This is a genomic window from Pseudanabaena sp. lw0831 (assembly GCF_016584665.1).
Classification (GTDB): Bacteria; Cyanobacteriota; Cyanobacteriia; order Pseudanabaenales; family Pseudanabaenaceae; genus Pseudanabaena.
The window spans coordinates 16826-30393 of record NZ_BBJB01000055.1; the positions used below are offsets into that span (position 1 = coordinate 16826).

16 protein-coding genes and 1 riboswitch are annotated in these 13568 nt (G+C 42.2%); of the genes, 10 read left to right on the top strand and 6 right to left on the bottom strand.

Annotated elements, in window-relative coordinates; translation table 11 throughout:
• Positions 1 to 277: 277 nt before the first annotated feature.
• Entirely contained in the window at positions 278 to 1114 is an 837-nt protein-coding gene (locus APA_RS10070) for a glycosyltransferase (RefSeq protein ID WP_201322149.1), read from the top strand.
• Between the two features lie 152 nt (positions 1115 to 1266).
• On the opposite strand, the gene APA_RS10075 is transcribed toward APA_RS10070, so the two are convergent.
• Positions 1267 to 2115 carry a hypothetical protein gene (locus tag APA_RS10075; RefSeq protein ID WP_201322150.1) on the bottom strand — a complete coding sequence of 283 codons (849 nt, stop codon included), beginning with the start codon at positions 2113 to 2115 and terminating at the stop codon, positions 1267 to 1269.
• Positions 2116 to 2229: 114 nt separating this feature from the next.
• Here APA_RS10075 and APA_RS10080 point away from each other — a divergent pair, with 114 nt between their 5' ends.
• From APA_RS10080 to aroQ, 4 genes are all read left to right on the top strand, one after another.
• A complete protein-coding gene (locus APA_RS10080; RefSeq protein ID WP_201322151.1) occupies positions 2230 to 2637 on the top strand; it encodes an MAPEG family protein in 408 nt (135 codons plus the stop codon).
• A gap of 127 nt (positions 2638 to 2764) precedes the next feature.
• The gene (locus APA_RS10085; RefSeq protein ID WP_201322152.1) at positions 2765 to 3286 is read left to right on the top strand and encodes a DUF1499 domain-containing protein; all 522 of its coding nucleotides are present in this window, start codon (positions 2765 to 2767) and stop codon (positions 3284 to 3286) included.
• Positions 3287 to 3535: 249 nt separating this feature from the next.
• Positions 3536 to 3862 (top strand): carbon dioxide-concentrating mechanism protein CcmK, encoded by a 327-nt coding sequence (locus tag APA_RS10090; protein WP_201322153.1) that lies wholly within the window; start codon positions 3536 to 3538, stop codon positions 3860 to 3862.
• Between the two features lie 38 nt (positions 3863 to 3900).
• The gene (aroQ, locus tag APA_RS10095; RefSeq protein ID WP_201322154.1) at positions 3901 to 4341 is read left to right on the top strand and encodes a type II 3-dehydroquinate dehydratase; all 441 of its coding nucleotides are present in this window, start codon (positions 3901 to 3903) and stop codon (positions 4339 to 4341) included.
• A gap of 41 nt (positions 4342 to 4382) precedes the next feature.
• On the opposite strand, the gene APA_RS10100 is transcribed toward aroQ, so the two are convergent.
• On the bottom strand, positions 4383 to 5369 hold the full coding sequence (locus tag APA_RS10100; RefSeq protein ID WP_201322155.1) for an integron integrase: 987 nt from the start codon (positions 5367 to 5369) through the stop codon (positions 4383 to 4385).
• 474 nt (positions 5370 to 5843) lie between these two features.
• Positions 5844 to 5987, top strand: a riboswitch (cobalamin riboswitch).
• Between the two features lie 21 nt (positions 5988 to 6008).
• On the opposite strand from APA_RS10100, the gene APA_RS10105 reads away from it, so the two are divergent.
• From APA_RS10105 to cobG, 3 genes are all read left to right on the top strand, one after another.
• Positions 6009 to 6683 (top strand): HupE/UreJ family protein, encoded by a 675-nt coding sequence (locus APA_RS10105; RefSeq protein ID WP_201322156.1) that lies wholly within the window; start codon positions 6009 to 6011, stop codon positions 6681 to 6683.
• A gap of 103 nt (positions 6684 to 6786) precedes the next feature.
• Positions 6787 to 7827 (top strand): cobalamin biosynthesis protein CobW, encoded by a 1041-nt coding sequence (gene cobW / locus APA_RS10110; protein WP_201322157.1) that lies wholly within the window; start codon positions 6787 to 6789, stop codon positions 7825 to 7827.
• Positions 7828 to 7884: 57 nt separating this feature from the next.
• A complete protein-coding gene (gene cobG / locus APA_RS10115) occupies positions 7885 to 9315 on the top strand; it encodes a precorrin-3B synthase (RefSeq protein ID WP_201322158.1) in 1431 nt (476 codons plus the stop codon).
• Positions 9316 to 9358: 43 nt separating this feature from the next.
• Here cobG and gyrB read toward each other — a convergent pair whose 3' ends face one another.
• Positions 9359 to 11299 (bottom strand): DNA topoisomerase (ATP-hydrolyzing) subunit B, encoded by a 1941-nt coding sequence (gene gyrB / locus APA_RS10120; protein WP_201322159.1) that lies wholly within the window; start codon positions 11297 to 11299, stop codon positions 9359 to 9361.
• A gap of 277 nt (positions 11300 to 11576) precedes the next feature.
• Positions 11577 to 11933, bottom strand: coding sequence for a DUF4189 domain-containing protein (locus APA_RS10125; protein WP_201322160.1), 357 nt, complete (start codon positions 11931 to 11933; stop codon positions 11577 to 11579).
• Positions 11934 to 12119: 186 nt separating this feature from the next.
• Between APA_RS10125 and ruvC the strand changes: the two genes are divergently transcribed.
• Together ruvC and APA_RS10135 are read left to right on the top strand one after the other, a co-directional pair.
• Positions 12120 to 12611, top strand: coding sequence for a crossover junction endodeoxyribonuclease RuvC (gene ruvC, locus APA_RS10130; protein ID WP_236579493.1), 492 nt, complete (start codon positions 12120 to 12122; stop codon positions 12609 to 12611).
• A gap of 250 nt (positions 12612 to 12861) precedes the next feature.
• On the top strand, positions 12862 to 13050 hold the full coding sequence (locus tag APA_RS10135) for a type II toxin-antitoxin system HicB family antitoxin (protein ID WP_201322161.1): 189 nt from the start codon (positions 12862 to 12864) through the stop codon (positions 13048 to 13050).
• On the opposite strand, the gene APA_RS25765 is transcribed toward APA_RS10135, so the two are convergent.
• On the bottom strand, positions 13051 to 13254 hold the full coding sequence (locus tag APA_RS25765) for a PIN domain-containing protein (RefSeq protein ID WP_374101352.1): 204 nt from the start codon (positions 13252 to 13254) through the stop codon (positions 13051 to 13053).
• The gene (locus APA_RS10140) at positions 13229 to 13441 is read right to left on the bottom strand and encodes a hypothetical protein (RefSeq protein WP_201322162.1); all 213 of its coding nucleotides are present in this window, start codon (positions 13439 to 13441) and stop codon (positions 13229 to 13231) included. The genes APA_RS25765 and APA_RS10140 overlap by 26 nt, the downstream gene beginning before the upstream one ends.
• Between the last annotated feature and the right edge of the window lie 127 nt (positions 13442 to 13568).

Genomic DNA, 13568 nt, shown 5'->3' on the forward strand with positions numbered 1-13568 from the left:
CTGCCAGTAGGAAGAGCGCTTTGAAGATTTCCCAGAAGATTTTATTTCCAAACTCGTAGCTCAAATGTTTGCAATTCACCAAAGATTAGTCTCTCACTTTATCGCGATCGCCATTAATTTTTTTTGGATACGCTGTAGGCAGTTTGCTAAAGCCCCTCAAGAAAAAAACAGCTCAGTGGTGGTATTATTCCCTTGAACATCCCCATGTCCTCCTGACAATAATTTTGCTGAGAGTATTCTCGCCGAAATCTTTACCAATATCCTTATCAATATAGCTATGAAAATCGATCTAGTCTTTTCTGTGAATTTAGGATATTTACTTGGTCTATTGGCGACTGTAAATTCAATTATTCAAAATACTGCTCAGCCAGAAAGACTAAGGTTCAACATAATTATTCCTAAAGGTGAGATGCAGCTTTTTGAAAATGAATTACCAAAATACTTTCATAATTCTGTAAGTGAATTCAGGCTTAAGGAATATGTTCCTACAGAAGCAGTGCAAGACTATATCTCTCAGAAATATAAACCATCAAGTGCTGATAGAACCAATGCATTGTATATGCTATTTGCGCGGTTGTTTTTAGGAAGTATTTTTCCTGAGATGAAGAAGGTTATCTATCTTGATACTGATATTGTGGTTGTAGATGACATAGCGCTACTCTATGACTCAATGGACTTTTCTGGGAATCAATACTTTGCCGCTGTTCCTCACTTCTTTCCCGCTATTTTTCACTTTTCCAATCCTTTTAAAGCTCTCCATGAGCTTCGTAAAATCAAGAACACTTTTAACGGAGGAGTTCTATTTACTGATTTGTCTTTTTGGAAAAAGGAAGACTACCAGAACTTAGATTCTTATCTGGAATGGGATCGGCAATGTGGCTATAACTTATTACAGTTAAATGATGAGACATTGCTTAACTTGATGTTTAAAGACTATGTGCAATTAGATCGTCGATGGAATTGCTGTGGTTTTGGCAATACAAAGTTAATTAGTTGGCTCCTCAAAAAAGACTTGTCCAAAATCTCAATTATCCATTGGAGTGGTGGTCATCACAAGCCATGGAAGTCTAAAAATATTCCCTACACAGATATTTGGGATAAATATGCGGCTTAGGATCGTCTATACACAAGTAGCCAAGAACTCAAGTTCTTGGCTAAGAGCTAAAGTCGGTTGAAACCGACTGAAAAAATTGAACCCGTTTCAACGGGTTTGAGCTTCTAGTCCGTACTTGAGTGTAGGTCGTTCGTGCTGTGTAAAGAGGACTTTTAATTTGTGGAAATGAGGGCAAAGCTATTGGCAAATTGATCAAATGCTGATGAATTTGGGCTATTGGCAGCATTTTGAGCATCAGGTTGATAATAGCGAACTGTATAGATAAATTTATCGGCTTCCAAGGTTAATACTTTCACTTTCCAGATTGTGGATTTATTAGCAGAATCACCAGAAGCAATCGCGGTTGTAAATTCCTCTTTAGAGCCAGACTTAGCACCTTTGACTTTGGGATCAAAAGGGATTTTGACGAGATCTTTTGCTTTGTCAGAACCATCAGGGGCGACCGCATTGGCATTAATCGGCTGTCGCGACACCACTGTATAAACTTGCTGACTTTGTTGTAGCTTTTTAAAGACATCATTTTTATCTCCTCCCACAGCAATTTCACGACTAGGTGTAAAAATTACTGTACTCGCGCCCGAAGGTTCTAAACCGAGATCGATCGCTTTCCAGTCCGCAGGATAGCGCAGCATATAGCCCGCACCCGTATATTTGCCAGTTGTTTCAGGCTTGGCATCTTCAGAGCGACAAATCTCGATTTTGCTAGCGTCCTGATTAGTTTGTAAGGTGTAGCGCATATCTTCGGCAATCAGCGCAATCTCAAACCCTGCTTGAGTGGGAGCCGCCGTTTGACATAAATCATTAGCGTTAGCAAGCTGTGGCTTTTGTGACTCCGCCACGATCGCCACAGTTGGCTGTAGCTTAAGCTGCGATCTCAAATAACTAATTGCTTTTTCGGTAGCAAAATTATTAGTTGGCGCTGTCGGGCTATTTGATGGAGTCTGCTGACAGCTAACTAATGCGATCGAAGCAATTCCAATATAGGTGTGAAACTTTGGCATAACATAAAACCAGATATAGCAATCATCATAATGCTTAGTAACAAAGGGGACGAAAAGTGACCCTTTTGCTTATGAATTACGAATTATCAATTACGAATTATCAATTAATTACAAATGGACATCAAAACACTCGTATTTCCTGCGATCGTCACTATCGGCGCATTGCTTGTTTACTTTGGCTTAGGTATAGGTGTTGGTGTGGCTCGCGTTAAGTACAAAGTCATGCCGCCACAAACTACAGGCAACGAAGATTTTGAGCGGGTCTATCGTGCTCATCAAAACACCCTTGAACAAATCGTGATCTTTTTGCCATGCTTATGGCTGTTCAGTATTTTTGTTAGCCCAAATGTGGGCGCGATCTTAGGCTCAGTCTGGATTGTGGGGCGCATTGCCTATGCATGGGGATATTATATCGAGGCGAGTAAACGTGCCGCAGGTAATGCGATCGCTTCTTTAGCAACTCTTGCTCTTATGTTTGGCACACTTTTTAACTTAGTCCGTGGATTATTTTTTGCGGGTTAAACTTGCGATCAAAAAAGCGATATCAAACAAGGGGTGAAAGCCCCTTCCATTGATGGATAGATGGAAAGAGAATATAAATGCCATAATCAATTGCGTATAAATACTCAGAGAAACTAGCTATATCAATATGTCAAAACTTGTCGCGATCGCCGCGAGCTTATATTTTGTTACGCTTGCTTATTTCGGATTTGTTCCCGCAGCTTCGGCTCATTCCCTCAACTATTCACTAAATTCTGCGATCGCAACACCTATGGCACTTTTTTCTTTTTCTGGCACACGCCCCGCTAATATCGGTGTAATCAATGGCAAGCTCCTCGATTGCCCTAATTCCCCTAACTGTGTCTCTAGTCAAAGCACCGACGCAGAGCACAAAATCGCACCTTTGACCTATACAGGCGCTCCCGCAAAAGCCTTAGAAGATCTTAAAGCGGTGATTGCCAGTATGCCCCGCACCAAAATCATTACCGCTGAAGGTAACTATCTGTACGCCGAGTTTACCAGCGCACTAATGGGTTACGTCGATGACGTTGAGTTTTATCTAATTACCGATCAGAGCCTCATTGAGGTTCGCTCGGCTTCGCGTCTAGGTCAGTCTGACCTTGGCGTTAATCGCGATCGCGTTGAAGCCATTCGCGCTCAACTTGCATAAATCAAGGATGGCGGCGCTTTGCGCCGCCATAAAACCAAGAAATCCGTTAAAAGTGTTGCAAAGCAACACTTTTAACGGATTTCTTGGTTCGGGTTTGAGTGCAAAGCGCTTTAAAACACTTTGTATTTGGTTATGACACAAATAAACGATGCGTATCAATCAATCGATACCATTGAGATTTATGATTGAGTTTGATAAAAACACAGTTATTTGATTAATTAGCTTTTTTTACAAGCTCAAGGAAACTTTATGGGAATCGCAGTTGGTTTGGTTGAGGTACTGGGGCATCCTCCTGCACTGTCCGTCGCTGACACAATGGTCAAAGCTGCAAATGTAACTTTTGTGGGCTACGAAAAAGTAAGCGGTGCACGCCTAACCATTATCATCCGTGGGCCAGTTGGCGATGTCCAAAAAGCTGTCGCTGCTGGTGTCGAAGCTGCTAAACAAATTGAAGTCTTGAGTTCTAAGGACAAGGCTCTATTTCTCTCGGCAACTGTGATTCCCCGACCCCATCCCAATGTTGAAGTGATCACCAAGACTATGCAATTTAGCGAAGCTATGGAGCAATTCCGTTAATCAAGGAAAAAGGAAAAAGGAAACATATAATTTAAAGAATGAAAATTCTGGTTTTGCATGGGCCAAACCTCAATATGCTGGGCTTGCGGGAGCCAGAGGTATATGGCAGCACTACATTGGCGCAAATTAACGATCGCCTAGCTCAAGATGCATTGGAGTTAGGCGCAGAATTAAGCTTTTTACAATCAAATCATGAGGGCGTATTGGTTGATGCGATTCATGCTGCTTTTCAAGTACAGCAAGGAATTTTGATCAATCCCGCTGCTTTTACGCATACCAGTGTGGCACTGAGAGATGCGATCGCCTCTGTAAATATACCTACTGTAGAAGTACATCTCAGTAATGTGTACAAACGCGAAGAATTTCGCCATCATTCGTTTATTGCACCAATTGCGATCGGGCAAATTAGCGGTTTTGGTGCTGAGAGCTATCGTTTAGGATTACGAGCGCTAATAGCTCATTTAACTGCCTCAAGATAAAAATAAAATGTAATAAAGTCGGGGATCTGGTGACACTTAGTTCAGCGATCGAGAGGACTAATCACGCCTTTTCCACCCCGATTCAGCACATGGGTATAAACCATCGTTGTCTGGACATCACGATGACCTAGCAATTCCTGTACTGTGCGAATATCGTAGCCGCACTCCAGTAAATGCGTAGCAAAACTATGACGTAAAATATGTGGACTAGCATTTTTATTAATCTCTGTCTGCCTCAAAGCCCGTTTCATTGACCTCTGAATCCGATCTTCTGAAAGATGGTGTCGTCCCTTCCTACCTGTACGCGAATCAACAGATCGAGTCGGCGATGGAAAAACATATTGCCACTTCCATGATCTTGCTGCGTTGGTATATTTATTCGCCAAAGCAAAGGGCAACTCGACTTCGCCTAATCCCATCGATAGGTCGAGATTGTGCAAAGCGTGAGCATAAACCAGTTGCTGACGCAAAGGCTCAACTAACTTCTCAGGCATCATGGTCATCCGATCCTGTGCGCCTTTGCCATCATGAATAGTAATTTCCTTTTTTTCAAAATCTAAATCTTTCACCCGCAATCGCAATCCTTCCGTTAGTCGCATTCCTGTCCCATAGAGCAACTGCAAAAACAAGCCTTCTACTCCGTCAACTACTGCCAATACTCTCTGTATTTCATGACGAGTTAATACTACTGGCAAGCGCTTCGGACGTTTTGCCCTCTCAATATTGTCAATATCAGGGATATCACTCTTTAACACTTGGCGATAAACAAATAAAAGCGCTGATAGAGCAATATTTTGAGTGGATGCAGCCACGTTTTTATTCACGGCAAGGTGTGACAAATATTGGCGAATTTCATCAACTCCCATTTCGTGAGGATGTCGCTTGTTATGGAAATAGATATAGTCCAAAATGTAGTGTAAATAACTTTTTTCTGTACTACGACTCATGTGTTTCAAGCGCATTACTTGCCGCACCTGAGTGAGAAACGGGGAATCCGATGGCTTGTAAAAAGTTGTAACGTCGGACATACAAGCAAAAATTTAGATATAAAATTAACAAGAATAGATACAGATATTTAGATTTGTAAACTTGATAGACAAACTTTTCGGATATGCGGTAGTTTGCATTATATTCTAATAGTTATACCGCAACTGCGATAGAATTATAAGTTATTCTCAACCGTCAATTTCATTGCAGTGACTGGTTTCTAGCCAAGATTGAGCAAGCAAATATCTTCGGCTTCGATGTTCAGTTCCGAGAGATTATTAGCGATCGCAAAGACAAATAATTATTAAGCGATCGCTTAATTTAATTTTTGATAGAGAACTAGGCGATCGCTTTATTTTTCAATGATTAGGCGATCAGTACGATAAAACTCAAATCGCACATATTGCTTATAAACTGCTTTGTAAATCTATAAGTATTTGTTAACAAAGCACTGCGAATTATTGTAGAGTCAGAAAGCTATTCTAGTTTTAACGGGGATCAGCCGTTAAAAAAGTGAAATTAAGTAGATCATTTGTATTTGCTTAGTTTTAAAAATGGGGAAAGTTTGGTGAAAGTCCAACGCTGTACCGCAACTGTAAAAGCAGTCAAATCCTAAGCTGCTTAAAGTCAGGATGCCCGCTAGAACTAGTTTCATTGTCTATATCTGCGAGTTACAGAATATGAATTTATCGAAGCTTTTTGCGTCAATCCAGTCTAAGGCGCTTGCGATCGCGATCGGTTTTAGTCTCTTGGTTGTGGCTAGTCCCGCCGCAGCACATCACCCCATGGGGGGAAACATGCCCAGCACATTTTTTGAAGGTTTTCTATCTGGCTTAGCTCACCCTGTAATTGGGGTCGATCACCTCGCGTTTATTGTTGCAGTTGGTTTATTTGCAGCCCTTAAGCCCCAAGGCATCTTGATTCCGATTTCCTTTGTTTTATCGGCGATGCTCGGTACAGGAGTTCATTTATTGGGTGTAACTTTACCAGTCGTGGAATTGGTCGTATCTGCATCAATTTTGTTGTTTGGAATTTTGATGGCACTCAAGAATAGCCCTAACGTTTTGATGATGGTTGGGTTATCCATAGTCGCAGGTTTATTTCACGGCTACGCATACGGCGAAGCGATTTTTGGCGCACAAACCACAGCTTTAGTAGCTTATCTGTGTGGATTTACTGTAATTCAGTTAGTAATTTCAGGCGCTGCATTTTTTGTTGGTCAAAAAGTCCTGAAGGGCGATTTTGCTCAGACTGCTCCTAACTTGCGATCGGCTGGCTTGGTAATTTGTGGAATTGGTGCAGCATTCCTAGCTTCCAATATTTCATCTCTTATTCTGCCAGCACCTAAGGGTTAGAGAAGTTTTTCCTTGACTAAAGTAGGGGGCAATTCATAAATTGCCACTACTTTTGATTCCCCACTTACAAAAGAGGGAGCTTTTAAATTTTTTAGAGAAAATTATGGCAGCGAAAATACCTGTAACTGTGATTACTGGATTCTTGGGCAGTGGTAAAACTACCCTCATAAGAGAACTGTTACAAAATAATCAAGGACGGCGAATTGCTGTACTTGTAAATGAATTTGGCGAGATTGGCATTGATGGCGATTTACTTCGTTCTTGTCGTGTATGCGACGAAGATGGCAAAGAAATCACCCCAAACATTGTGGAATTGACTAACGGCTGTCTTTGCTGCACCGTACAGGAAGAGTTTTTGCCAACCATGCAAGAATTGCTAAAAATACGCGATCGCATTGACTGCATCCTCATCGAAACCTCTGGATTGGCTTTACCAAAGCCATTAATTCAAGCCTTCCGTTGGCAAGAAATTCGCAATGGGGCGACTGTTGACGGTGTAATTGCAGTAGTCGATTGTGAAGCGGTAGCAAGTGGGAGATTGGTGAGCGATCTTGATGCGTTAAATTCTCCGCGTCAGCAAGATCCTAATCTCGATCATGAGACTCCCATAGAAGAACTATTTGAAGATCAGTTAGCCTGTGCTGATTTGGTTTTATTAACTAAAACAGATTTGGTCGATGCTGAAGCCCAAAATAAAGTACATTCATGGCTCAAACAAGAATTGCGTGATGGGGTTAAGGTTATTGCTTGTGATGAAGGCAAAGTTAGCTCTGAGATTCTGTTGGGTTTCAATGCGGCTGTTGAAGATGATCTTGATGCGCGTCCTAGTCATCACGATACTGAAGAAGAGCATGAGCATGACGATGATATTAATTCGATTAATATCGTTACCGATCGCGCCTTTGAGCCAACTCAATTACTTGCATCTCTTAAACAAGCGATCGCCGATCAGGAAATCTATCGCATCAAGGGCTTTGTCAATGTGCCAAACAAACCGATGCGCATGGTGTTACAAGGCGTAGGCGATCGCCTTGAGACTTCCTACGATCGCCTATGGGCAAGTGATGAGACTCGCCAAACCCGCTTGGTATTTATCGGTCAAGCTTTAGAGCGATCTCAAATTGAAGCGGCGCTAAGTTTATAGACATTGAGAAGGCGCGTTGCGCCTTCTCAATGTGATTATTTTTTGGAATTTTCTCAATTGCAATCTACCACAGCTATTTGTCCGAGTCTTTTTAATGCCACATCCGCCCAAGATGGCATTCTTTCACGTATGCGTTTACCTGCGGGCTTAATTACCTTTAAGCAATGTGAGGTAGTTGCCAAGCTCACTAATCAATTTGGTAATGGCGAAATCCAAATTACTAACCGCGCTAATCTGCAAATTCGCACTAGTCAAGCTCTAAGTTTTGATACTCTTCTCGATCTACAAGATTATAGGCTGGCTTCTAGTGAGGCAAGCACTGACGGGTTACGGAATATTATGGCAAGTCCCACCGCAGGGATTGATCCTCGTGCCCTAATCAATACAATTCCTTTAGTCAAACAATGGAACTTCTATCTAGCAAATCATCCTGAATTAGAGATTCTGTCTAATAAATTTAGTGTTTGCTTTGATGGAGGTGAAACGATTAGCGTAAGCGATCGCCCTAATGATATCTGTTTTAAAGCCGTAGAAATTAATGGCGCGATTTACTTTAGCCTGTATTTAGGAATAGGCGATCGCGGTGATTCTCCATCGGCAGTAGGTAGATTGATTTACTCTAAACAGAATTTAGAGGTTCTTGCCGCATTAACCGAAGTTTATCGCGACTATACAGAACAGAAATTAAATCAAACTAATTCTTGTACTCGACCTCCAAGATTAAGAGAACTCATCAGGGCTTGGGGTGTAGAACATTATTTGCTGCTTGTTGAACAGAAGTTGGGTTATGCGTTAAGACGCTCATCCTTAGAACTTCTCTCGCAGGAGAGTGGAACAAGAGTCGCGTATAAACATTTGGGTATTCATGCCCAAAGCCAATCGGGACTTGCTTATATTGGTGTAGTGATTCCATTGGGAAGATTAACTGCGCTTCAGTTCCAAGGCTTAGGGGATTTGGCGAGCCAATATGGTGGTGGCGCTCTGAGGTTAACTCCTTGGCAAAATATTCTGATTACAGATATTGTGGAGGCTCAAGTTGAACAGTTAACGCGAGAAATCAAAGGCTTGGGCATATCTGTTTCCACGAACCATCCCTATGCTGCGATCGCAGCTTGTTCTGGCTATAAGGGATGCAAGGCAGCATTTACTGATACACAAGCTGATGCTAAAAAAGTTGCTGCTCATTTGGAAAACTGCATCAAACTCGATCTTCCAATCAACATCCATTTTTCTGGTTGTGATAAGTCTTGCGCTCAGCATCATCCAAGTGATATTGCTTTGGTAGGAATTCAAGGGAAAGAAAAAAAGAGTCCCGAGGCCTACAGAGTTTATGTTGGTGATGGAAATACTAATTTTGGCAAAGAACTATATACAGAATGCGCGGCACAAGATATCCCCAATCTAATCGCACAATTATTAAAGACCTATCAAAATCAGCGTCGAGATTTCACACAGACCTTTCGAGAATTTGTCAATCAACAATCATAAAAAAGGCAGCGCAATGCGCCGCCTTTTTTGTTTGGAGATCAAACTAAATATCTAGATCAGCAAGTCCTAGCTTCGAGCCGTAAGTTTCAATAAATTCTCGACGTGGTGCAACTTTATCACCCATCAAAATTGTGAAGATATGCTCGGCTTCGGCAGCATCTTCGATGGTCAGACGTTTTAGCGATCGCGTAGCAGGATTCATTGTGGTTTCCCATAGCTGCTGCGGCATCATTTCGCCTAGTCCTTTAAAGCGCTGAATGTTGTAGTTAGCATTGGGGGGGAAAGAGGCGATCGCTGTTTGTAAGTCGCGATCGGTGTAGCAGTACTGAGCAGTTTTACCACGCTCCAATTTATATAGTGGAGGACAACCGATATAGATAAATCCGCGATCGAGTAGTTCTCGTTGATAACGATAGAAGAAGGTCAGCAGCAATGTGCGAATGTGCGCCCCATCTACGTCCGCATCAGCAAGGAGAATGATTTTGTGATAACGCAGTTGTGACTCATTAAAGTCTTCGCCTTTAATTCCCAAACCACAACCTGTAATCAGCGCTTGGATTTCATTGTTTTTATAAATCTTGGTATCATCGGCTCTCTCAATATTGAGAACTTTACCGCGCAATGGGAGGATGGCTTGATAATGGCGATCTCGTCCTTGTTTGGCACTTCCGCCCGCAGAATCGCCCTCAACGATGAAGATTTCGGATTCTTTAGGATCGCGAGAACTACAATCGGCGAGTTTCCCAGGTAAAGTTGAAGACTCTAGCGCCGATTTGCGGCGGACTAGCTCTCGGGCGCGACGGGCTGCTTCGGCGGCATTAAAGGCTTGCAGCGCTTTATCAATAATCGAAGTGGCTACCGCAGGATGAAACTCTAAATATTCATTGAGAACTTCACCAACGAAAGAGTCAACAATACCGCGTACTTCTGTATTACCTAACTTCGTTTTGGTTTGTCCTTCAAATTCAGGATCGGTAACCTTAACCGAAATTACGGCTGTTAGACCTTCACGAACGTTTTCTCCAGCGAGATTCGATTCACCCTCTTTGATCTTTTTCAGTCTTCGCGCCGTAGCATTCATCGTGCGCGTGAGAACCGTTTTTAGACCCTCTAGGTGAGTACCACCATCGATGGTGCGAATGTTATTGGCAAAGCCGAGAACGTTGTCGTTGTAGGAATCAATACACCATTGCAGGGCAACTTCCACCACGACATTATCGCGTTCGCCATTTACATAAATAATGTCAGGGTGAATTGGTTCCTTATCGCGGGTCATGTATGCTACATATTCACGGATACCGCCTTCATAGCAATAGATATCGGTGCGAAGTTCTGCGCCACGGCGATCGCAATATTCGATTTTTACACCAGCATTGAGGTAGGCAAGCTCTTTAAGTCGGCTAGCGAGAATGTCGTATTCAAATTCAGTTTGAGTGGTGAAGATTTGAGGATCAGGCTTGAAACGTACCTGTGTGCCTCGACGGGGTTCGGCTTCTTCGCTGAGGCTGGGGATCAACTCGGTAACGGGAAAGCCTCTTTCGTAGCGCTGTTTGTAGACTTTTTCTAGTCGCCATACCGATACTTCCACCCATTCAGAGAGGGCATTCACAACCGAAATACCGACACCATGCAAGCCGCCTGAAACTTTGTAGCCGCCATCGCCAAATTTTCCACCTGCGTGGAGAACGGTGAGTACAGTCTCAAGGGCAGATTTACCAGTTTTGGGGTGAATATCAATGGGGATGCCGCGCCCATTATCGGAAACTTGGACAGAGCCATCGGGGAGAAGCTCAACTAAAATGCGATCGCAATGTCCTGCAAGGGCTTCGTCTACGCTGTTGTCAACAACTTCAAAAACGAGGTGATGTAATCCTTTTGGCCCCGTTGTGCCGATATACATCCCAGGTCGTTTACGAACTGCTTCTAGACCCTCAAGTACTTGGATCTGATTGGCATTGTAAGTTTCTGTAATGATCTCAGGCATGAAGGTAAACAACTCCAGAAATGATATGTCGTTTGCAAGAGGGTTTTTATGAAAAGTCTTTGATGTTAAGAAAAACTTTGTAGACGCTCTTGGTGTTTTTAGGATGTGTTTTGAGCAAAGACTCAAAAACACTCTGCCATTATAGCTTAAAAGCCTTACAGATATATCAAAACCATCTCAGATTAAGTTTTTACATGCCCTATGCAAATACAAAAAAGCAAAAAAATAGAGGAACTGCAAAGCGGCTCCTCTATTTTTTTGAAGTAAAGACTTTGCTTTAGCGATCGGTACAAGCCCAAACAGCGATCTCGCAACTGCCATTACCGCAACTTGCAAGTGCGTTGGCTTGAGCTAATTCTTTGTCAACGTTCCAAGCCCAACCCAATGAGCCACCACCTTTAGCTACAGCCCCACAAGCATTAGCAAACCAAACTTGGACAGAACAGTTACTCCCACAATAGGAAAGTGCGGTTGCTTCTGCTTCTGCTTGACTGTCAAGGTTGTAAGCATATCCGTAAGAACCATCAGAACTAGTTGCCACGGCTCCATATTTGTCTCCTGCGATCGCTGCTCCAGCACCAACGCCTTCAATTAGAAGAAAAGCTGCTGCAATAAATCCTAGATATTTTTTCATAAGTTCTCCAATTTGAAATTAGGTAAGTAGCTCAGCAAAAATAAAGTTAAAACATAAAAGCTTGCGCCGCCTTTGCAGCGAAGATCTGGTCTTATTCTTTAACTACAATGAATCGTTATATCCCCATTTGAAATTAAATTTTAAGCTCTTTTAGAGATTTCTCGACGTATCGCCAAATTTTTTAACATGAAACCCGCTAAGATTGTCTATATGAAAATCTTAGGAATTGACCCAGGATTAGCAATAGTCGGGTTTGGTTTAATTGAGGTTGAAAAACCTGCTTCACCAAAACTATTAGAATTTGGCACAATCGTCACACCAAAGCACACACCGATCGGAGATCGCCTGAAGACTATTTATGAAGATATGCATACGCTGATCGATCAGTTCCAGCCGCAATTGGTGGGAATGGAGAAGCTATTTTTTTATCGGATGGGAAACTTAGTTAATGTGGCTCAGGCTAGGGGCGTGATTGTATTGGCATTGAGTCAACACAATATCGAACCGATTGAGTTTTCGCCTCCACAAATTAAGCTAGCGCTGACGGGGCATGGTAATGCGGATAAATGTGATGTGCAAGAAGCGGTGAAACGGGAACTCGGTCTTGATGCGATTCCGCGTCCTGATGATGCTGCTGATGCGATCGCGGCGGCGCTCACTTGTTGGCTCATCGCTTGATCAAGGAAAAGGGGAAAAGTATAGATTTAGATCCCCGACTTTTTCTATGCAAGCAAAAACAATTTGTACATTCACAAAAAAAAGTTGGGGCTCTTAGCTCCTTACTACAATCTTCATTCGCAAATGTTCAATCCTCTTTGCTGCGATCGATAATTTATTCCTGCGTTTTGGGGGTGTGCTGTTTGATGAGTGACTGTCCAGAAAACAAAAAGGCTAATATTGTAGATATTTTTATTACATCAATATAATCATGCAACACATAAAAATTGTGGTGGAAAAGCATCCAGATGGTTACTTGGCTTATCCTTTGGGTATTCAAGGGGTTGTGGTTGGTGAGGAAGATTCCTATGAAGAGGCTCTCAATGATGTGCGATCGGCGATCTTGTTTCATGTGGAAACCTTTGGGCGATCGGTTTTAGAGTCGGATTTCCTTTTTTAACTACCAAATCAATTGTAAATAGCTACATTGCCGTATTTTTTCATCTTTAGAGACTAATGGGGCTTTGTGAACTAGGCTACTTGCTACGATTAAGCGATCGCTTGGATCGCCATGAAATCCTCTAGGTAATCGAGTGGAACGTACTGCGATTTCTGGTGTAAGGGGTAATAGAGGATAATCACTGTTCTGCTTCCCATAATAAATCTATTGGAGAAATGATATCGTTCTCAAATACAATGCTGCCTTTGAGTGGATTGATATTTTCTGGGAGGAGGTGATTTACTGTATTTGGAATGGGTTTGCTGAATGCCAAGATGATGCGATGCAATATTTCTAGTTGGGTGTCGTCTATGGTATCAATAGCTGTTTTTAAGGTTTCTCGACTAATCATGAGCTTAACCAAGGTAAGAATTTATTGTTGAAGACCATTTTAGCAAAAAGCAATTTTATTCAAGGAAAAAGTAGAGATTCTGATCCCCGACTTTTTTTGTGAATTCACAAATTGTCTTAGCTTGCAT

Coding starts and splice junctions, on each gene's coding strand:
- aroQ (WP_201322154.1), top strand. CDS start 3,901: ATGAAAATTCTGGTTTTGCATGGGCCAAACCTCAATATGCTGGGCTTG.
- APA_RS10085 (WP_201322152.1), top strand. CDS start 2,765: ATGTCAAAACTTGTCGCGATCGCCGCGAGCTTATATTTTGTTACGCTT.
- ruvC (WP_236579493.1), top strand. CDS start 12,120: ATGAAACCCGCTAAGATTGTCTATATGAAAATCTTAGGAATTGACCCA.
- APA_RS10090 (WP_201322153.1), top strand. CDS start 3,536: ATGGGAATCGCAGTTGGTTTGGTTGAGGTACTGGGGCATCCTCCTGCA.
- APA_RS10135 (WP_201322161.1), top strand. CDS start 12,862: ATGCAACACATAAAAATTGTGGTGGAAAAGCATCCAGATGGTTACTTG.
- APA_RS10075 (WP_201322150.1), bottom strand. CDS start 2,115: ATGCCAAAGTTTCACACCTATATTGGAATTGCTTCGATCGCATTAGTT.
- APA_RS10070 (WP_201322149.1), top strand. CDS start 278: ATGAAAATCGATCTAGTCTTTTCTGTGAATTTAGGATATTTACTTGGT.
- gyrB (WP_201322159.1), bottom strand. CDS start 11,299: ATGCCTGAGATCATTACAGAAACTTACAATGCCAATCAGATCCAAGTA.
- APA_RS10100 (WP_201322155.1), bottom strand. CDS start 5,369: ATGTCCGACGTTACAACTTTTTACAAGCCATCGGATTCCCCGTTTCTC.
- APA_RS10080 (WP_201322151.1), top strand. CDS start 2,230: ATGGACATCAAAACACTCGTATTTCCTGCGATCGTCACTATCGGCGCA.
- APA_RS10125 (WP_201322160.1), bottom strand. CDS start 11,933: ATGAAAAAATATCTAGGATTTATTGCAGCAGCTTTTCTTCTAATTGAA.
- cobW (WP_201322157.1), top strand. CDS start 6,787: ATGGCAGCGAAAATACCTGTAACTGTGATTACTGGATTCTTGGGCAGT.
- APA_RS10140 (WP_201322162.1), bottom strand. CDS start 13,441: ATGATTAGTCGAGAAACCTTAAAAACAGCTATTGATACCATAGACGAC.
- APA_RS10105 (WP_201322156.1), top strand. CDS start 6,009: ATGAATTTATCGAAGCTTTTTGCGTCAATCCAGTCTAAGGCGCTTGCG.